This is a genomic window from Isoptericola variabilis, assembly GCF_050311655.1.
GTDB classification, from domain to species: Bacteria; Actinomycetota; Actinomycetes; order Actinomycetales; family Cellulomonadaceae; genus Isoptericola; species Isoptericola variabilis.
This window is the reverse complement of the sequence record NZ_JBNOZM010000007.1, coordinates 173,052-191,779: the sequence shown is the minus strand read 5'-3', so window position 1 is coordinate 191,779 and position 18,728 is coordinate 173,052. Positions and strand designations below refer to the sequence as shown.

General features: G+C 75.9%; 15 protein-coding genes. 8 read left to right on the top strand and 7 right to left on the bottom strand.

Annotated features, from left to right (window positions below; genetic code table 11):
• Positions 1-233: 233 nt before the first annotated feature.
• From ACQP60_RS16295 to ACQP60_RS16270, 6 genes are all read left to right on the top strand, one after another.
• Complete coding sequence (locus ACQP60_RS16295; RefSeq protein WP_429734951.1) at positions 234-2,474, top strand: S9 family peptidase; 2,241 nt, start codon at positions 234-236, stop codon at positions 2,472-2,474.
• Between the two features lie 195 nt (positions 2,475-2,669).
• Complete coding sequence (locus tag ACQP60_RS16290; RefSeq protein ID WP_429734716.1) at positions 2,670-3,692, top strand: 3-oxoacyl-ACP synthase III; 1,023 nt, start codon at positions 2,670-2,672, stop codon at positions 3,690-3,692.
• Positions 3,693-3,709: 17 nt separating this feature from the next.
• A complete protein-coding gene (locus ACQP60_RS16285) occupies positions 3,710-6,436 on the top strand; it encodes an alpha/beta fold hydrolase (protein WP_429734714.1) in 2,727 nt (908 codons plus the stop codon).
• On the top strand, positions 6,433-7,440 hold the full coding sequence (locus ACQP60_RS16280; RefSeq protein ID WP_429734712.1) for an NAD-dependent epimerase/dehydratase family protein: 1,008 nt from the start codon (positions 6,433-6,435) through the stop codon (positions 7,438-7,440). The genes ACQP60_RS16285 and ACQP60_RS16280 overlap by 4 nt, the downstream gene beginning before the upstream one ends.
• Positions 7,441-7,559: 119 nt before the next feature.
• Entirely contained in the window at positions 7,560-8,840 is a 1,281-nt protein-coding gene (locus ACQP60_RS16275; RefSeq protein ID WP_429734710.1) for an inorganic phosphate transporter, read from the top strand.
• Positions 8,837-9,148 carry a hypothetical protein gene (locus ACQP60_RS16270; protein WP_429734708.1) on the top strand — a complete coding sequence of 104 codons (312 nt, stop codon included), beginning with the start codon at positions 8,837-8,839 and terminating at the stop codon, positions 9,146-9,148. The genes ACQP60_RS16275 and ACQP60_RS16270 overlap by 4 nt, the downstream gene beginning before the upstream one ends.
• Positions 9,149-9,176: 28 nt before the next feature.
• On the opposite strand, the gene ACQP60_RS16265 is transcribed toward ACQP60_RS16270, so the two are convergent.
• The 5 genes from ACQP60_RS16265 to ACQP60_RS16245 form a co-directional block, all read right to left on the bottom strand.
• Positions 9,177-10,085: a CHAD domain-containing protein gene (locus ACQP60_RS16265; protein ID WP_429734706.1), complete on the bottom strand. Its 909-nt coding sequence runs from the start codon at positions 10,083-10,085 to the stop codon at positions 9,177-9,179.
• A gap of 38 nt (positions 10,086-10,123) precedes the next feature.
• Positions 10,124-10,939 carry a class I SAM-dependent methyltransferase gene (locus ACQP60_RS16260; protein WP_429734704.1) on the bottom strand — a complete coding sequence of 272 codons (816 nt, stop codon included), beginning with the start codon at positions 10,937-10,939 and terminating at the stop codon, positions 10,124-10,126.
• Between the two features lie 85 nt (positions 10,940-11,024).
• Positions 11,025-12,308: a glycoside hydrolase family 3 N-terminal domain-containing protein gene (locus tag ACQP60_RS16255; RefSeq protein ID WP_429734702.1), complete on the bottom strand. Its 1,284-nt coding sequence runs from the start codon at positions 12,306-12,308 to the stop codon at positions 11,025-11,027.
• Positions 12,305-12,787 (bottom strand): SRPBCC family protein, encoded by a 483-nt coding sequence (locus tag ACQP60_RS16250; protein WP_429734698.1) that lies wholly within the window; start codon positions 12,785-12,787, stop codon positions 12,305-12,307. Before ACQP60_RS16250 ends, ACQP60_RS16255 begins: the two co-directional genes overlap by 4 nt.
• Before the next feature lie 39 nt (positions 12,788-12,826).
• Positions 12,827-13,738 carry a winged helix-turn-helix transcriptional regulator gene (locus ACQP60_RS16245; RefSeq protein WP_429734695.1) on the bottom strand — a complete coding sequence of 304 codons (912 nt, stop codon included), beginning with the start codon at positions 13,736-13,738 and terminating at the stop codon, positions 12,827-12,829.
• Positions 13,739-13,883: 145 nt separating this feature from the next.
• Here ACQP60_RS16245 and ACQP60_RS16240 point away from each other — a divergent pair, with 145 nt between their 5' ends.
• The gene (locus ACQP60_RS16240) at positions 13,884-15,131 is read left to right on the top strand and encodes an MFS transporter (RefSeq protein ID WP_429734692.1); all 1,248 of its coding nucleotides are present in this window, start codon (positions 13,884-13,886) and stop codon (positions 15,129-15,131) included.
• Between the two features lie 62 nt (positions 15,132-15,193).
• Here ACQP60_RS16240 and ACQP60_RS16235 read toward each other — a convergent pair whose 3' ends face one another.
• Together ACQP60_RS16235 and ACQP60_RS16230 are read right to left on the bottom strand one after the other, a co-directional pair.
• Complete coding sequence (locus ACQP60_RS16235; protein ID WP_429734690.1) at positions 15,194-16,312, bottom strand: threonine aldolase family protein; 1,119 nt, start codon at positions 16,310-16,312, stop codon at positions 15,194-15,196.
• A complete protein-coding gene (locus ACQP60_RS16230) occupies positions 16,309-17,370 on the bottom strand; it encodes a LacI family DNA-binding transcriptional regulator (protein ID WP_429734688.1) in 1,062 nt (353 codons plus the stop codon). Before ACQP60_RS16230 ends, ACQP60_RS16235 begins: the two co-directional genes overlap by 4 nt.
• Positions 17,371-17,494: 124 nt before the next feature.
• On the opposite strand from ACQP60_RS16230, the gene ACQP60_RS16225 reads away from it, so the two are divergent.
• Positions 17,495-18,649, top strand: a complete 1,155-nt coding sequence (locus ACQP60_RS16225; RefSeq protein ID WP_429734686.1) for a Gfo/Idh/MocA family protein — start codon at positions 17,495-17,497, stop codon at positions 18,647-18,649.
• The last annotated feature ends 79 nt before the right edge of the window (positions 18,650-18,728 follow it).

The following is an 18,728-nucleotide window of genomic DNA, read 5'->3' as shown; positions in this document are numbered from 1 at the left end:
CGGGTCCTCCGTAGGTCGGTGTCGTTCCCCGGGCGAGCCCGGGGTACCACCCGCTCGCCCCGTCGATGCAGGGACACTAAAGGCCCCATGTATCCGCGGGGTTTCGCGAGCGTGCCGCGAGTGTAGCGACCCAGATGTGACGTAGATGACAGATCCAGGTCACAGTCCGGCATCGTGCGGGCGGAATCCGGGTGTCGGCCGTCCGGACCTAGGCTGGCCGGGTGCCCGACGACCTGACCGCTCCCGCCGACTCACCCGCCACCTCCGCCGCCGTCCCGGACCGCGCGCCCGACCGCACGCCCGACCGCGCCCCCGTCGCGGAGCGCCGCCCCACCGTCCGCCGGCACCACGGCGACGAGTTCGCGGACGACTACGAGTGGCTGCGCGACAAGGAGTCCCCCGAGGTGCTGGCGCACCTGGAGGCGGAGAACGCGTGGACGCAGGCGCAGCTGGCCCACCTGGCGCCGCTGCGGCAGGCGGTCTTCGACGAGATCAAGGCGCGCACGCTGGAGTCCGACCTGTCGGTGCCGGTGCGGATGGGCGGGTCCTGGTACTACACGCGCACCGAGGAGGGCCGCCAGTACCCGATCCACGCGCGCGTCCCCGCCGCGGGGGAGTGGGCGCCGCCGCGGATCGAGTCGGGCACCGTGCCCCCGGGCGAGCAGGTGCTGCTCGACCAGAACGTCGCCGCCGACGGGCACGACTTCTTCTCCCTCGGCTCGTTCGACGTCTCCGAGGTCGGCGCGCGGCTGGCCTACGCCGTCGACACCCAGGGCGACGAGCGGTTCACGCTGCGCGTGCGCGACCTGACGACCGGCGCGGACCTGCCCGACGTCGTCGAGGACACGTTCCCGGGCGCCGTGCTCACGCCCGACGGCCGGTACGTCTTCTACCCCACGGTCGACGACGCCTGGCGGCCGTACCGGATCTGGCGGCACGAGGTCGGCACGCCGGCGTCGGACGACGTCCTGGTGCTGGAGGAGCCCGACGAGCGGTTCTGGGTCGGGGTCGGGCTCACGCGCTCGCGCCGCTACCTGGTGATCGAGGCCGGGTCCAAGACGACCAGCGAGGCGCGCGTCCTCGAGGCCGACGACCCGACGGGCGAGTTCCGCGTCGTGTGGGAGCGGCGGGACGACGTCGAGTACACCGTGGAGCATGCCGTCCTCGACGGCGACGGCGAGCACGGGGCGACGCGGGACGCGCTGCTCGTGCTGCACAACGACGGCGCGGAGAACTTCGAGCTCGTCGTCACCGACGTCCCCGCGCGGGCCGGCGACGACGGCGCAGCCCCGCTCGACCCCGCGGCCGCGCGCGTCGTCGTGCCCCACGACCCGGACGTGCGCCTCGAGGGCGTGGACGCCTTCGCCCGCCACGTGGTGCTGAGCCTGCGGCGCGAGGCGCTGCCGCGCGTCGCCGTCGTCGACCTGGCGCGCACGACCGCCGACCAGCCCTGGACGGCGCGGGAGATCGACGTCGACGAGCCGCTGTTCTCCGTGGCCCTCGACGCGAACCCCACGTGGGAGCAGCCGCTGCTGCGGGTGCAGCACACGTCGTTCGTCACGCCCGCCACGGTGGTGGACGTCGACCTCGCCACCGGCGAGCGGCACGTGCGCAAGCGGCAGCCCGTGCTGGGCGGCTACGACCCGGCCGAGTACGCGCAGCACCGTGAGTGGGCGACGGCCGAGGACGGCACGCGCGTGCCGATCAGCCTGGTGTGGCGGCGCGACGCGGTGACGCTCGACGGCTCCGGCACGCGCGCCGAGCCCGCGCCGCTCCTCCTGTACTCGTACGGCGCGTACGAGACGAGCATCGACCCGTACTTCTCCGTCCCGCGCCTCAGCCTCCTGGACCGCGGCGTCGTCTTCGCCGTCGCGCACGTGCGCGGCGGCGGAGAGCTGGGCCGGCGCTGGTACGACGACGGCAAGCTCGCGGCCAAGGAGCACACCTTCACCGACCTCGTCGCCTGCGGGCGGCACCTCGTCGAGACGGGCTGGACGTCGCCCGAGCGGATGGTGGCCGACGGCGCCAGCGCGGGCGGGCTCACCGTGGGCGCGGCCCTCAACCTGGCGCCCGACCTGTTCGCCGGGGTGCTCGCCGGCGTGCCGTTCGTCGACGCGCTCACCTCGATGCTCGACCCGACGCTGCCCCTCACCGTCGTCGAGTGGGACGAGTGGGGCGACCCCCTGCACGACCCGGAGGTGTACGCCCGCATGAAGGGGTACACCCCCTACGAGAACGTGCCCGACGACGCGTCCGCCTACCCGCAGATCCTCGCGACGACGTCGCTGCACGACACCCGCGTGCTGTACGTGGAGCCCGCCAAGTGGGTCGCCCGGCTGCGGGCCGCCGGCGCCCCCGCGCTGCTGAAGATCGAGATGTCCGCCGGCCACGGCGGCGTCTCCGGGCGGTACGCGCGCTGGGAGGAGATCGCGTTCGAGCACGCGTGGACGCTCGACGTCCTCGGCGCGGCCTGACCGACCGTGAACGTCGTCCGACGGACCGGTGAGGGGCGCGGGTGAACCCTGCGTGGCCGATCCCACATCGCGGGGTTGGAACGGCGGGCGCGCCCCGGACGTCGTAACGTCGCGGGGCCGGGGTCGCGCGACCCCGCCAACTCGTCGCTGAGCCGGCTCCGTGCGCTCGCGCACGACCGGTCGTCTGGAGCTCGTGTGTCAGGAAACGCCACCACCCGGTTCGCAGGGGTCTCCCTGCTGGCCGTGACCAGCCGGATCCCGACCGGGGTGCGGACCTCGGCCGCCGTGCAGCAGCGGCTCGCCCCCGCGCTGCGGCGGCTGCGGCTCCCCACCACGCTGCTGGAGCGCGTCGCCGGCGTCCGCGAGCGACGCGCCTGGGCCGCCGGCGAGGACGTGGACGACGCCACCGTCGCCGCCGGGCGCGAGGCGCTCGCCGTCGCCGGCGTCGAGCCCGCCGACGTCGGCCTGCTCATCAACACCTCCGTGACCCGCCGGCACCTCGAGCCGTCCGTCGCGGTGCGGCTGCACCACGGGCTCGGCCTGCCGTCGTCGGCCGTGAACTTCGACGTCGCCAACGCGTGCCTCGGCTTCATCAACGGCATGAGCCTCGCCGCCGGGATGATCGAGTCCGGCCAGGTCCGGTACGCCGTCGTCGTCGACGGCGAGGACGCCGACGTCATCCACGACCGCACCATCGAGCGGCTGCTCCAGGAGGACCGCAGCCGCGACGACTTCATGCAGGAGTTCGCGTCCCTCACCCTCGGCTCCGGCTCCGCCGCCGCCGTGCTGGGCCGCACCGACGAGCACCCCGAGGGCCACCGTGTGCTCGGCGGGGTCACTCGCGCCGCGACGAGGTTCCACGACCTGTGCGTGGGCAGCACCGAGGGCATGTTCACCGACGCCAAGGCGCTGCTCGAGGGCGGCCTCGAGCTCGTCGTCGACGCCTGGAAGGACGCCGTCGCCGACTGGGACTGGGCGCGCATGGACCGCTACGTCACCCACCAGGTCTCCCGCGTGCACACCGACGCCATCGTCGAGGCCGTCGGCCTCGACCGCGCCAAGGTGCCCACCACCTACGAGCGGTACGGGAACGTCGGGCCGGCGTCCGTGCCGATCACCCTCGTCGAGCAGCAGGACTCCCTGAGCGCCGGCGACCGCGTGCTGCTCATGGGCGTCGGGTCCGGCATCAACACCGCGATGCTGGAGCTCGCGTGGTGACGGAGGCGACCCGCACCATGCCCTCCACGACCCCTCGCCCCGCCGACACCGTGCCCCCGGGCCTGCCCGGCCTCGACCCGCGCCACAGCCACGTGCTCACCGACGCGAGCGGCGCATCGTGGCACTACCTCGACAACGGGCCCGAGCTGCTGGCGCGCGGGCACGAGCCCGTCGGCACCGTGCTCGCCGTGCACGGCAACCCCACCTGGTCGTACCTGTGGCGGCGGCTCGTCGCCGACGCGCTCGACGCCGCGGACGCCGGGACGCCCGCCTGGCGTGTCGTCGCCGTCGACCAGCTCGAGATGGGCCTCTCCCAGCGCACCGGCGAGCACCGTCCGCTCGCTCGCCGCGTCGCCGACCTCGGCGCGTTCACCGACGCGCTCGGCCTCACGGGCCCGGTCGTGACGCTCGGCCACGACTGGGGCGGCGTCGTCTCGCTCGGCTGGGCCGTCGACCACCCCGACCTGCTCGCCGGTGTCGCGCTGCTCAACACCGCCGTGCACCAGCCCGACGACGCACCGATCCCCGCGCCGCTGCGCCTCGCCCTCGCCGGGCCCGTGCACCGCCTCGGCACGCGCACCACCCGTGCCTTCCTCGAGACGACCCTGGCGCTGGCCCGACCGCGGCTGGCCGCCGACGTCGCCGCCGCCTACCGGCTGCCGTACCTCAGCGCCGACGAGCGCGACGGCATCGAGGGCTTCGTCGCCGACATCCCCACGGACGCCGCGCACCCGAGCGCGGCCGAGCTGGACCGCATCGCCGCTGGCGTGGCCCGCCTCACCGTGCCCGCCGTCCTGCTGTGGGGGCCGCACGACCCGATCTTCTCCGACCGGTACCTCGACGACCTCGTCCGCCGCCTGCCGCACGCGCACGTGCACCGGTTCGCCGACGCCGGGCACCTGATCGCCGAGGACGTCGACTGGGCTCCTCCGGTGCTGTCGTGGTTGTCCTCGCTGTCGGCGGAGGGGTCGGCAACCTCGGGCACGGATGCGTTCACGGGCCCCAGGGGGCCCTCCACTTCGGGAGTTCGTACATCCGTGCCCGAGGTTGCCGACCCCTCCGCCTCGTCGGATCCCTCGCCGTCGTTTGTGCCCCTGTGGGCGGCGCTGGACGCGCGGGCCGACGACACCGCGCCGGCGGTGCTGGACATGGCGGCCCAGGGCGGCGACGGCCGGCCGTTCACGGCGAGCTGGCGTGCGCTGGACCGGCAGGTGCGGCGCATCGCGGCCGGACTGCACGACATCGGCGTACGGCACGGCGACCGGGTGTCGCTGCTGGTGGAGCCGGGCCCGACGCTGACGGCGCTGGTGTACGCGTGCCTGCGGATCGGCGCCGTCGTCGTGGTGGCGGACGCCGGGCTGGGCGTGCGCGGGCTGACGCGCGCGCAGCGGGGCGCGTGGCCGCGGTTCGTCGTGGCGCAGCGCAAGGGCCTGGCCGCCGCGCGGGCGCTGGGCTGGCCCGGGGTGCGGGTCTCGGCCGAGCCGCTGGCGCCCTCCGTGCGCCGGGCGCTCGGGGTGACGCACGAGCTCGTCAACGTCGCCCGGTCCGGCGAGGGGCGCCCGCTGCCGCCCGAGCCGGGGCCCGAGGACGAGGCCGCCGTGCTGTTCACGTCGGGGTCGACCGGCCCGGCCAAGGGCGTCGTCTACCGGCACGCCGAGCTGTCGGCGCTGCGGGATGCGCTCGCGGCGCACTTCGACGTCGGGCCCGAGACGGGCCTCGTCACCGGTTTCGCGCCGTTCGCCCTCCTGGGGCCGGCCCTCGGCACGCGCTCGGTGACGCCGGTGATGGACGTGTCGTCGCCGGCCACGCTCACGGCCCGTGCTGTCGCCGACGCCGTGCGGGCGTCCGACGCGCGCATCGTCTTCCTGTCCCCGGCCGCCATCCTCAACGTCGTCGACACCGCAGACGCCTTGGACGGCGGCGACCGGGCGGCCCTCGCCCGCGTGCGCACGTTCCTGTCGACGGGCGCGCCGATCTCCGCCGAGCTGCTCGGCTCGGCGGCCGCGCTCATGCCGGCCGCGACCCCGCACACGCCGTACGGGATGACGGAGTGCCTGCTCGTCACGGACATCACGCTCGACGGCATCCGGGAGGCGGCCACGGCGCCGGACGACGGCGTCTGCGTAGGCCGCCCCGTCGGCGGCGGCGAGGTGCTGGTCAGCGCGCTCGACGCCGACGGCGCCGCGACCGGTGCGCCGTCGGCGGCCCCGGGCGTGCTGGGCGAGGTGCTGGTGCGCGCCGGTCACCTCAAGGAGCGTTACGACCGCCTGTGGCTCACGGACCTGGCCGCCGAGCGCGACACCCCGCCGGGCCGCTGGCACCGCACGGGCGACGTCGGGCACCTCGACGACCAGGGGCGGCTGTGGATCGAGGGGCGCCTCGCGCACGTGCTGCGCACCGCCGACGGCCCCCTGGCTCCCGTGGGCCCCGAGCAGCACGTGGAGCGCGTCCCGGAGGTGCGGCGCGCCGCCGTCGTCGGCGTCGGTCCCGCGGGGGTGCACCAGGCGGTCGCCGTCGTGGAACCGCTCGACGACGCGCACCGCTCCGGGAGGCATGTCCGGTCGGGGCTCGCCCCCGACGACCTCGCCGCCGCGGTGCGGGCCGCGTCGCCGGTGCCGCTGGCCGCGGTGCTGGTGGTGGGGCGCATGCCCACCGACGTCCGGCACAACTCCAAGATCGACCGCATCCGGCTCGCCGCCTGGGCCGACCGCGTGCTGACCGGCGGGCGGGTGGGACGGCCGTGACGGTGCTCGTGACCGGCGCGTCCGGGCTGCTCGGCGGCGCGGTGGCCCGCGCCCTGGTGGCGCGCGGCGACGACGTGCGGACCCTCCAGCGGCGCTCGTCCGGCGTCGACGGCGCGGCCGACGTGCGAGGGTCCGTCACCGACCCGGACGTCGTCGCCGGGGCCATCACGGGCGTCGACGCCGTCGTGCACCTCGCGGCCAAGGTGTCTCTGGCGGGGGCGCCGGCGGAGTTCCACGAGGTGAACGTGGGCGGCACGCGGACCCTGCTGGACGCCGCCGAACGGGCCGGGGTGCGCCGGTTCGTGCAGGTGTCGTCGCCGTCGGTCGCGCACCTGGGGACGTCGCTCGTCGGGGCGCCGGCCACGCCCGCCGACCCCGAGGGCGCACGCGGCGAGTACGCGCGCACCAAGGCCGCCGCCGAGGTGCTCGCGCTGGGTCGCGACGCCGGGCCGGGGCGCGGGCCGCGCGTGGTCGCCGTCCGCCCGCACATCGTGTGGGGCCCGGGGGACACGCAGCTCGTGGAGCGCGTCGTGGACCGCGCCGCCCACGGCCGCCTGCCGCTGCTGGGCCACGGCGCGGCCCTCATCGACACGCTCTACGTCGACAACGCGGCCGACGGGATGCTCGCGGCCCTCGACCGCCTGGACGACGCGCCCGACGTCGTCGGCGGCCGGGCGTACGTGCTCACCAACGGCGAGCCGCGCACGGTGGCCGACCTGCTGTCCGGGATCTGCCGGGCGGCGGGCGTCCGGCCGCCGGCGTGGCGGGTGCCGGCGGGCCTCGCGCGGTCGGCCGGCGGGCTCGTCGAGGCGCTGTGGCGCGTGCGCCCCGGCACCGACGAGCCGCCGATGACGCGCTTCCTCGCCGAGCAGCTGTCCACCGCGCACTGGTTCGACCAGCGCGCCACCCGCCGCGACCTGCGCTGGGTCCCGGCCGTGAGCGTCGACGAGGGGCTGCGCCGCCTGGCGGCGCACTACGGGGGCTCCGGGCCGCCCGTGCCTTGACGCGTCCCGCCACGCGAAGCGCGACACGCCGCCGCTAGATGAACAGCAGGTGAACAGTCCCGGAACAGTTCACCGAACGGCCCACCGACGGTCGAAAACCCCCAGCTCCACCCCCCACGATGGGTGCCGTGACCGAGACGCTTCTGCTCGCGCTCGTCGTCGTGACGGCCCTCGCGTTCGACTTCACGAACGGGTTCCACGACACGGGCAACGCGATGGCCACCTCCATCGCCACCCGAGCCCTCAAGCCCCGGACCGCCGTCGCGCTGTCCGCCGTCCTCAACCTCGTCGGCGCCTTCCTCTCCCTCGCCGTCGCCGCCACGATCGCCAAGGGCATCGTCGACGCCGGGGTGATCACCCTGCCCGTCGTGCTCGCCGGCCTGGTCGGCGGCATCGTCTGGAACCTCATCACCTGGCTGTTCGGCATCCCGTCCAGCTCCTCGCACGCCCTCGTGGGCGGCATGGTGGGCGCCGTGCTCGCCGCCGTCGGCACGTCGGGTGTGCTGTGGGAGGGCGTGATCGCCAAGGTGCTGGTGCCCGCCCTGATCGCCCCACTGGTCGCCATCCTGGTGGCCGGCGTCGGCACGTGGCTCGTGGCCCGGCTGACGCGCGGCGTGCCGCAGGAGGTCTCGAACCGCGGCTTCCGCTGGGGCCAGATCGGCTCCGCGTCGCTCGTCTCCCTCGCGCACGGCACCAACGACGCGCAGAAGTCGATGGGCATCATCCTGCTCGCGCTCATCGCGGGCGGCGCCGTCCCCGCCGACTCGGACGTCCCGTTCTGGGTCATCCTGTCCTGCGCCCTCGCGATGGCGATCGGCACCTACCTGGGCGGCTGGCGCGTCATCCGCACCCTCGGCAAGGGGCTCGTCGAGATCGACACCCGCCAGGGCATGGCCGCCGAGACGTCGTCCGCCGCCGTCATCCTGCTGTCCAGCCACTTCGGCTTCTCGCTCTCGACGACGCACGTCGCCACCGGGTCCGTGCTCGGCTCGGGCGTCGGCATGCCGGGCGCCAAGGTGCGGTGGAGCGTCGCGGGCCGCATGTTCGTGGCCTGGATGGTCACCCTCCCCGCGGCCGGCCTGGTCGGCGCGCTGTGCCACTGGCTCGAGTCGTCCATCGGCGGCGCCGCCGGCACCGTCGCCGTCTTCCTGCTGCTGGTCGTCGCCTCCGCGGCCATCTGGGTCGCGTCGCGCCGCAAGCCCGTCGACCACACCAACGTCAACGAGGCGTGGGACGAGGAGAAGGGCGCGTCCCTCGAGCCCGTCGCCGCCACCACCGGCGAGGCCGGCGGCGAGCGCGTCGGTCCCGTGCCCGCCGTGGCCACCGCCTCCTCCGTCGCCCCGGCCGTCGGCGCCGTGGGCACCGTCAGCGCCCCGTCCAACCCGAAGGTGGGAGCATGAACATCATCGAGTGGGGCTCGCTCGGCCAGGTCCTCGTGGCCGGCCTGATCGTGGGCGCCGGCATCCCCGCCCTCTTCGCCCTCGGCCTGCGGCTGCTGGCCGGCACGACGTCGGCCGACGCGCCGGCCGGTCCGGTCGCCCCGTCGTCCGCGCAGCGCGGGGCCGACGCGAACGAGGCGCCGACGTCGCGCGCCGTCGCCATCCCGCGGCCGTCGCCCGCCCGCCTCGCCGGCGCGATCGCCTGCATGGGCGTCGTCGTCGGGGCCATCGCCTTCGGCCTGGTCTTCCTGGTCTCCGGCGGCCACTGACCGTCACCTGCTCGAAGGCGTTTCCGGCTCAGGGGAGTGCGGCGCCCGCGGCGGCGAGGGCCTGCGCCGCGCGCTCGTCGCCCAGCCGCACGCACGCGTCGACGGCCGCGGCGGTGCGCGGCCCGCGCAGCCCCACCAGGGTCGCGCGCAGCACGTCCGCGTCGTGCACCGTGCCCAGCAGGTCCTGCAGCTCGCGGTGGTGCGCGACGACGCCCGCCGCCCAGCGGTCGGTGGCGCGGTCGCCGGACGTGGCGAGCACCTCCGCGGCGTAGCGCGCCCGGCGAGCGGCCTTGCGGAGGCGGTGCACGACGGCGGCCGGCGGGCGATCGCCACCGTCTGGACCCTGCGACGCGGCGACGGGCCCGGTGCGCCGCGCCACCCGGGCCAGCTCACGCTCGACGCCGGGGCGCAGCGTCGCCGCGGCGTCCCTGTCCCCGTCCGCGTCGCCGACGACGGGCGGCGCCGTCGCGAGCGCGCCCAGCCGGGCCGTGAGGTCGCGGGCGCGCGTCGAGGCGAGCGCCGCCCGCACCCCTGCTCGGGCGTCGTCGTGGGCCGCGCGCAGCGCGCCGTCCAGGACGACGAGCCCCGCGTGCACGTCCGGAGACCCCGGGGCGAGGGCGGCGGCCAGGGACGCGAGACCGTCCCGCTGCACCTCGGCGTCGCGGGCCGCGCCGAGGGTGCGCACCCACCAGGTGAGGGCCGCGACGGTGCCCGGCTCGGGGGCCGTGCAGTCCCGGAAGACCTGCAGCGTGGCCCGCAGCCGGCGCACCGCCACGCGGGCGTCGTGCACGGCGTCGGTCCCCGCGTCCGGCGCGCCCGGTGCCCGCACGGCCGCCGCTGCCCGGACGTCGTCGTGCCCGCGCAGGACCGCCTCCGCGTGGGTGCGGATCGCGGCGGCGAGGACCTCGCCGGCGTGACGGGCCGAGGTGCGGGTCATGATCGATCCTCGCCCGCCGAGCCGGGCCCCGCCCGGCGTCAGACGCGGGCGGCCCCGACCGACAGCGTGAAGCCCTGCTGCACGAAGCTGCCGCCGGCGGCGTCGATCGCGGCGCCGAGGCCCGCCAGGAGGGCCTCGAGCTGCGCGGCCGGGAGGCGCGTGGCGACGCCGGTGGTGGGCACCAGGGCCAGCCACTCGGCGCGCGTGTAGGTGCGCTCCCAGGTGTCGCGACGCTCGCGAGGCTCGGCGAACCGGCCGGTGCGACGCATGCCGTCGGCCGCCGTCGCCACCATCTGCCGGTAGGCGGTCTCGGCCGACGCGGTGCTCGTGGCGGCGAGGGGCGAGCCGGGCAGCACGTCCCGGTAGACCTCGGCGAACGCGGCGGCCAGCTCGGGCGGCGGGTCGCCCGCGTTCCAGAACACCGTGAGCGCGCCGCCCGGGCGCAGGACGTCGGCGGCGCGGGCGGCGCCGGCGTCCGGGTCCACCCAGTGCCACGTCTGGCCGGCGGTCACCGCGTCGAACGTCCGGTCCGCCGGGTCCCACTCCTCGAACCTCGCCACCTCGACGTCGATACCGTCGCCCCGCGCGACCTCCGCCATCCGCTCGTCGACGTCCACCCCGAGCACGTCGCAGCCCGCCGCGCGCAGCTGCCGGGCGACGATCCCCGTGCCCACGCCGACGTCGAGCACCCGCGGCGTCGGGCCCGGGGCGCCGTCGCGCGCGGCGTCCGCGAGCGCCGCGATCAGCACGTCGGGGTAGCGCGGGCGGGCGCGGTCGTAGGCGGCGGCGTCGACGCCGAACGACGACGCGACCTGACGAAGCTCTTCCGGGTCCAGCGAGGGCGAGGTGCTCATGCCGTCAGCCAAGACCCGCGCGGCTGCCCCGGTCAACGAGGTTCGCCGACGGCGGACCGCGCCCCAGCTCGACGCGGGGTGGGCGTCAGCCGGCCGACGCGGCCTTGGCGGCCAGCACCCGCCGCGCGGAGGCGTCGACCTTCTCGGCGAACGCCGGGTCCTTGCGGGCCTGGGCGACCAGCGCGTCCGCCATCGCGGGCACGACGGACGGGTCGGCGGACGCGAGCACCAGGTCGACGCCGGCGTCCACGGCGTCCACGGCGCGCTCCCCGGGCGACCGGTCCTGCACCTGGGCGGCCGCCGACACGTCGTCGGTCATGACGACGCCGTCGAACCCGAGGTCGCCGCGCAGGACGTCCTCCACGACGACGGGGGAGAACGCGGCGGGCGCGTCGGGGTCGATCTTCTCGTAGACGGCGCTCGACATCATCACGTAGCGGGCGCCCGCGTCGATCCCGCGGGCGAAGACGCGCACGGACGCCCCGTCGCGGGTGGTGACGTCGTCGGTCACGCGGGCCTCGGTGTCGGTGTTCTCGGTGACGCGGCCGAGGCCGGGGAAGTGCTTGACCACGGGCTCGACGCCGGCCGCGCGCTGGCCCGCGCTGAACGCGTTCGCCGAGCGCACCACGGACGTCGGCGTGTAGCCGTAGCTGCGGCCGAAGTAGCCGATGGGCGGGTTGTCCGCGGCGTCGTCCTCGTCGACCAGGTCCATCACGGGCGCCAGGTTGAGGTTGACGCCCGCGGCGGCGAGCTCGTCGCCCCAGCCCTGCGCGCGCTCGCGCAGCGTGGCGGGTTTCCACGTGGCCTGCTCGGTGGCCTTCGGGATGTCGGAGAAGCCCGGGCCGCGCAGCACCTGGACCAGGCCGCCCTCCTGGTCGGTGGCCACGAGCAGCGGCGTCCCGTGCGTGGAGCGGCGGGAGACCAGCGAGGTGTACTCGTCGACCAGCGCGCGGGTCGCCTCCACGCCCGCCGTGCTGCGTCCGTGCAGGAACACGTTGCCCACGTGCTTGTCGCGGATCGCGTCCGCGCTCACGGGGGCGGGGTCGCTCACCGACACCCCGACCATGAGCAGCTGACCTACCCGCTGCTCGAGGCTCCAGCCCGCGAGGACGTCGTCAGGGCGTTCCGGGCTGCCGGTGGGCTCGGGGGTGGGGGTCGGCGACGGGGCGGGGGCGGCGCTCGGCGAGGCGCTCGCCGTCGGGCTCGGCTCCGGCGTCGACGGGTTCGGCGACGGCGAGCCCTGCGCGGCGGGCGACGCCGGCCCGGGCGACGGCTCGCTGCCCGTTCCGGAGCACGCGGCGAGCGGGGCGACGACGAGCGTCGCGGCGAGCGCGGTGGCGGCGGCCCGGGCGGGCCGGCGCCGGGTCACGCGTGCCGGGCAGGGGCACCGTCGCGGTGGGCGAGGGTCGCGAGCGCGTCCTGCCAGTGCGCCTGCGAGTTCGTCGCGTGCTGGGCCGTGTCGATGTTCTCCTGCCTCACCGACACGACCGTACCCGACTCGTCCGGTTCGAGCGTGATGCGAATTTCGTGGTAGTTGTCCTCCACGTCCGTGAGCTCGGCCAGGGGCGAGAAGTGGGTGAAGTGCAGCAGGTGGGGCCGCTCGACGGCGATCACCACCCCCTTGTCGGCGAACTGACGGCCGAAGAAGTGCCCCTCGAAGGTGATCGGGCTGCCCGGGCGGAAGTCCGTCTCGATGTTCGCGCCCAGCATCCAGCGGGCACCGGGGTGCATGAGCTCGGCCCACACGCGCTCCGGGGGCTGGGCCACGTGGACGGAGGCCTCGGCGACGTGCGGGTAGCGGTGCCCCGAGGTGCTGGTGGCGCTGATGGGGCTGGTCGGGCTGGTCATCGTGGGGGTTCCTTCCGCCGGCTCCGGTTCGTTCCGACCCTAACGCCCGGCCCTCGTCGCCGCCGTCCCCGCCGGTGCCTCGGCCGCGAGCTCGCGCACGAGCGCGAGCACGTCGTCGACCGACTGCGCCGGGTCCGTGACCGGCGCCTGCACGTGCCGCACGACGCCGGCCGGGTCCACCACGAGCGTGACGCGCTTGAGCCGGTCGGAGCCGCCGGCGCGGAACACGGGCAGCCGCAGGGCGGAGGCGGCGAGCCCGTCCTGGTCCGACGCGAGCAGGTAGGGCAGGTCGGCGTGCGCCGCGAACGCGGCCTGCTGCTCGGGGTGCTGCGTGCTCACGCCGAGCACCCGGGCGCCGGCGGCCGCCAGGTCGCCGTGCCGGCGGCCGTAGGTGACGCACTCGAGGGTGCACCCGCTCGTGCCGGGCACCTCTCCCCAGCGGGGCGGGTAGCCGGCCGTGCCCGGCGCGTAGGCGCCGGGGAAGAAGAACAGGGCGGTCCACCGGTCGGGGTCCGCGAGCCGCACGGCGGAGCCGTCGTGCGCCGTGAGCGCGACGTCGGGCACCCGCGTGCCCTCGAGCGCGCGGACCCGCGCGAGGTCGCCGTCGCCCAGCGCGCCGCTCACCGCGCCGTCGCCCATGACGAACCGCGTGCCCCACTCCTGCAGGGCGAGCAGCACGGGCAGCAGGCCCTCGCCGCGGGCGGTGAGCCGGTAGTCGTGGCGGGGCGGCCGCTCGGAGTAGGGCACTTTTTCCAGGACGCCGTGCTCGACGAGGCCGGCGAGACGCTCGGTGAGCGCGCGTCGCGACAACCCCAGCTCGCGGGCGAAGCCCTCGAACCGGGTGACGCCGGCGGCCGCCTCGCGCACGATCAGCAGGCTCTGCCAGTCGCCGACGACGCCGAGGGACTGCGCGATGCCGCAGTCGCTGTCGGCAAGGTCCTCGCGGCGCATGGGGGCCATCCTCTCGCCGGGCCGGGGTGTGCGTCCATCCCGCGCCGTCGTGTAAGTTCCAATTTGGAACTTACCAACGACGACGCGACGCCGCCTGTTCCCGGCGGCCCGTCACCGAGGCGTCCGATCAGCGAGGAGGTGGCCGGTGGCCACGAGTGCACGGCCGTTCTGGACCTACTGGGCCGCGAGCACCACGAGCGGCGTCGGCACCGCCGTCACGACCGTCGCGCTGCCGCTGGCGGCGGTGACCGTGCTCGACGCCGGTCCGGTCGAGACGGGCCTGCTGGCCGCGTCGTCGTACCTCGCCTGGGTGGTGCTCGGCCTGCCCGCCGGTGCGATCGTGCACCGCCTGCCGCTGCGCGCCACGCAGGTGGCGGCCGACCTGGCGCGCGCCGCCGCGATCCTCGCCGTCCCGCTGGTCTGGTGGCTCGGGGAGCTGTCGCTGGTCCACCTCGTGCTGGCGGCGCTCGCCGTGAACGTGGCGGAGGTGTTCTTCTTCACCGCCAACACCACCTTCCTGCCGACGGTCGTGCCGAAGCACGAGCTGACCAGCCGCAACAGCCTCGTCTCCGGCACGCAGGCCGCCACGCAGCTCGGCGGGCCGTCGGTCGCCGGCGTCCTGGTGCAGGCGGTCGGGGCCGTGCCCGCGCTGCTGGTCGACGCCGCGTCGTACGTCGTGTCGGCGCTGCTGCTGCGGCGGCTGCCCGAGCGTCGCGAGCCCGCCCTCGGGGACGGGGAGCGGCGGCCCGGCATGGGCCAGATGATCGCCGAGGGCTGGCGGTTCGTCGTGCGGCACCCGGTGATCGCGCCCGCCACCTGGTGGGCGTGCGTCGTCAACCTCCTGTGCGGCGTGCAGGCCGGGCTGTTCGCGCTCTACCTGGTGCGCGACCTCGACGCCCCGCCCGCCATGGTGGGCGTGCTGCTCGCCGCCGACGGCGTGGGGTCCCTGCTCGCGGCGGCCGCCACGCCGTGGCTCGTGCGGCGCTTCGGGTCCGCGCGGGTGCTGCTCCTCGACGGGCTGGTCGGGTTCGCCGGCGCGCTGCTGATCCCGCTCGGCGCCGGCGCCGCCGGGTGGCTGTGCTTCGCCGTCGGCACGATGGTGTTCGGCGCGTCGGTGGTGCCGGGGAGCGTCGTGACGCGCACCTACCGGCAGGTGGCCAGCCCGCCCGAGCTGCTCTCACGGGTGATGGCGACCGTGCGGTTCGTCTCCTGGAGCATGATCCCGCTCGGGTCGCTCGCGGCCGGCGTGCTCGCCGCGCACGTGGGCAGCCGGGCCGTGCTGCTCGGCTCCGCGTTCGTGCTGCTGCTCGGGCCCGTCATCGTCGGGCTCAGTCCTGTGCGGCGGCTGCGGAACCTGGAGGACTTCGAGGCCCCGACGCTCGTGCTCCGTTGAGATCGGTCATCTGGTGCGACTTCGGTCCGGATTCCGACCGATCTAGCACCGGATGACCGACCTCACGCGAGGGCGTCCGCGGCAGCGGCGACGAAAGCGTCGACCGTCTCCGGCGCGGTGTCCCAGGCGCACATGAGCCGCACCTCGACGCGGTCGGGCGCCTCGCCGTCGGCCCAGTCGTAGAAGCGGGCGACGGCGCGCAGCCGGTCGGCGGCGGCGCGCGGGAGCGTGGCGAAGACGGCGTTCGCCTCGGTGGGCCGGGTGACGCGCACGACGTCGCCGCCGAGCCCCTCGAGCCCCGCGCGCAGGCGGGCGGCCATCGCGTTCGCGTGCGCGGCGTTGCGGTGCCACAGCGGCTCGTCGTCGGCGGTGCCGGGCTCCCTGAGCAGGGCGAGGAGCTGCGCCGAGACGAACCGCGTCTTGGACGCGAGCTGCATCGTCGCCTTCCGCAGGAACGGCACGGCGGCCTGCGCGGACTCCCGCGCGCGGGCGGACGCGGCATCCGGGGCGTCGTCGGGCCCGAGCACCAGCACGGCCTCGCCCAGCATGCCGCCGTTCTTCGCGGCGCCGAGGGAGACGACGTCGACGCCGGCGTCGGTGGTGAGCGCCCGCAGCGAGCAGCCCAGCGTCGCCGCCGCGTTGGCCAGTCGCGAGCCGTCCACGTGCACGGCCATGCCCAGGCCGTGCGCGACGTGCGCCAGCGCCCGCAGCTCCTCGAGCGGGTACACCGTGCCGAGCTCGGTCGACTGCGTGAGGGACAGCACCGCCGGGTGCGCGCGGTGCACGTCGTCGCGCTGCCCGGCCCAGCGCAGGACGTCCTCGGGCGTGATCCGGCCGTCCGCGGACGGGCAGGCGAGCAGCTTGAGGCCGCCGACCCGCTCGGGGGCGCCGTTCTCGTCGGTGTTGACGTGCGCGACGTCGGACACCACGACGCCGCCCCAGCGCGGCGAGAGCGCGGTGAGCGACACGACGTTCGCTCCCGTGCCGTTGAGCACGGGGAATGCGAGCGCGCCGGCGCCGAACACCTCGCGGACGCGCGCGTCCAGCCGCGCCGTCCACGGGTCGTCCCCGTACGCGACGGCGTACCCGTCGTTCGCCGCGGCGACCGCGGCCAGGACGTCCGGGTGCGCGGGCGCGTAGTTGTCGGAGGCGAACGGGGGGAGGGTGCGGGGCTCGGTCACGCGCCCAGGGTAGGCGGGTCGGCCGACCCGGTGATCCCGCCGGTGGACTCGCGCCACACGATGTGGTGGATCGGCGCGCCGGGGTCGGGCCGGGGCTCGCCCCGGACGGCCGCGACGAGCCGGCGCATCGCGGTGCGGCCCGCCTCGGGGAAGTCGACGTCCACGGTGGTGAGCGACGGCATCATCAGCGCGCCCATCTCGAAGTTGTCCCAGCCGGTGACGACGAGGTCGTCGGGCACCGACCAGCCTCGCTCGGCGGCACCGCGCACGACGCCCGCGGCGAGGTAGTCGTTCCCCGCGACGACGGCGACGGGCGGCGCGTCCGCGGGGATCTCGGCGACGGCCCGCCGCGCGTCGTCGCCCGACCAGGAGCCGCCGACGACGCCGAGGGACACGACGTCGGGCGTGGCGGGGTCGGCGGCGGCCCGGGCGACGGAGGCCAGGTAGACGTCGCGGCGGGCGCGGGCCGACGCGTAGTGGTCGGGGCCCGCGACGTGCACGAACCGGCGGTACCCGGCGGCCACGAGGGTCCTGACCAGCACCTCGACGGCGCTGGCGTCGGCGAGGTTGCCGAGGCTGCGCATCTGCTCGTCGAACGTGGCCTCGGCGACGACGGGGGCGCCGCCGTCCGCGGGCGTCGCGGGGTCGGAGGGGTCGGAGAGCGCCTCGGGCCGCACGGGGACGAGGGTGAGCACGCCCTCGTACTGGCCGCTCGCGGCGAGGTCCCGGACGCGGGCCGTGCGCTCCTCGACGGTGCCGTCGACGGTGTGCGCCTCCATGACGTATCCCGCCTCCTCGGCCACCTCCCCGGCGCCGGTGAGCAGCCTGACCTGGTGGTCGAGGCTCGCGCCGGTCACCACGGCGAGCCGGCCGGACCGTCGCGTGCGCATGGACCGCGCGGCGAGGTTGGGCCGGTAGCCGACGGACTCGGCCACCTGGAGCACCCGCTCGCGGGTGGCCGCGGAGATGGTGCCGCGCCCGGTGAGCGCGTAGGACACGGTCGCCTGCGACACCCCGGCGAGGCGCGCGACGTCGCGGCTGGTGGGTGGGTTCGACACCGCCACAGTATGACCTCCCTCACCTCTCGCCTTGACAGGCGCGCAGCACGGCGGCCACTCTGATCACCGTCGCATGATACGTATCATGCCGGACCGCCAGCCAGCTCGTTCCATCGGAGGAACCATGCTCACCATCGGGATCGTCGGCACGGGCGGGATCGCCCGGGCGCACGTCGACGGCTACCAGCGCTTCGCGGGGGAGTGCGAGATCGTCGCGCTGTGCGACCCCGCCCCCGGCCGGGCCGAGGCCCTGCGCGCCGAGCTCGGACTCGACGGCGCCCGCGTCTACACCGACGCGGCCGAGATGCTCGCCGCCGAGCGCCTTGATCTCGTCAGCGTCGCGACGCCGCCGTCCACCCACGCCGCCCTGTCGATCCAGGCCCTGGAGGCCGGCGTCGACGTGCTCGTCGAGAAGCCCATGGCGCCGTCGCTCGAGGAGTGCGACGCGATGATCGCCGCCGCGAAGGACAACGGGCGGCTGCTGTCCGTCGTCGCGCAGAACCGCTTCCGCGACGACATCGCGACGCTCAAGGAGGTGCTGGACTCCGGCCTCGCCGGCCCGGTCACGCACGCCCAGGTCAGCTCCGCCTGGTGGCGCGGCACCGAGTACTACGACCTGTGGTGGCGCGGCACCTGGGAGCGCGAGGGCGGCGGCTGCACGCTCAACCACGCCATCCACCACCTCGACATGACCCTGTGGATGCTCGGCTCGCCGAAGGCCGTGACGTCCGTGCTGACCAACGCGGCGCACGAGAACGCCGAGGTCGAGGACCTGTCCGTGAGCGTGCTGCAGTACGACCGCGCGCTCGCCGAGGTCACCGCCTCCGTGGTGAGCCACGGCGAGGAGCAGGCCATCGTGGTGCAGGGCCGGAACGCGCGCGTCTCGCAGCCGTGGAAGGTCGAGGCGAACCTGGCCAACCCGAACGGCTTCCCCGCCGACGAGGACGACACGGAGCGGGTCGCGCAGATCGAGGCCGTCGCGGCGGCGCACCGGCCGCTGGCGCACACCGGCCACGCCGGGCAGATCGCCGACGTGCTCGACGCCGTGCGCGAGCGCCGTCGTCCCGCCGTCGACGGCGAGGACGGCCGCCGCGCCATCGAGCTGGTCACCGCCATCTACGAGGCGGGCATCGAGCGCCGCACCGTGGACCTGCCGCTCTCGCCCGACGACCCGTACTACCGCACCGGCACCCTCATCGAGCGGGCGCCGCGGTTCTTCGAGAAGACGGCGTCGGTGGGCGAGCTGCCGGGCGCGATCACGGTGGGGGCGAAGGCATGAGCGCGAGGAGCCCCCGCGGAGGGAGCACGAGGAACGAGGGCTGCCGGAGCGAGGCACCGCAGCGTTCGTGCGAGAGGAG

Bases quoted from the DNA above. Each gene is read 5' to 3' on its own strand.
- ACQP60_RS16285 (WP_429734714.1), top strand. From the start codon at position 3,710: ATGCCCTCCACGACCCCTCGCCCCGCCGACACCGTGCCCCCGGGCCTG.
- ACQP60_RS16275 (WP_429734710.1), top strand. From the start codon at position 7,560: ATGGGTGCCGTGACCGAGACGCTTCTGCTCGCGCTCGTCGTCGTGACG.
- ACQP60_RS16270 (WP_429734708.1), top strand. From the start codon at position 8,837: ATGAACATCATCGAGTGGGGCTCGCTCGGCCAGGTCCTCGTGGCCGGC.
- ACQP60_RS16265 (WP_429734706.1), bottom strand. From the start codon at position 10,085: ATGACCCGCACCTCGGCCCGTCACGCCGGCGAGGTCCTCGCCGCCGCG.
- ACQP60_RS16260 (WP_429734704.1), bottom strand. From the start codon at position 10,939: ATGAGCACCTCGCCCTCGCTGGACCCGGAAGAGCTTCGTCAGGTCGCG.
- ACQP60_RS16250 (WP_429734698.1), bottom strand. From the start codon at position 12,787: ATGACCAGCCCGACCAGCCCCATCAGCGCCACCAGCACCTCGGGGCAC.
- ACQP60_RS16245 (WP_429734695.1), bottom strand. From the start codon at position 13,738: ATGCGCCGCGAGGACCTTGCCGACAGCGACTGCGGCATCGCGCAGTCC.
- ACQP60_RS16225 (WP_429734686.1), top strand. From the start codon at position 17,495: ATGCTCACCATCGGGATCGTCGGCACGGGCGGGATCGCCCGGGCGCAC.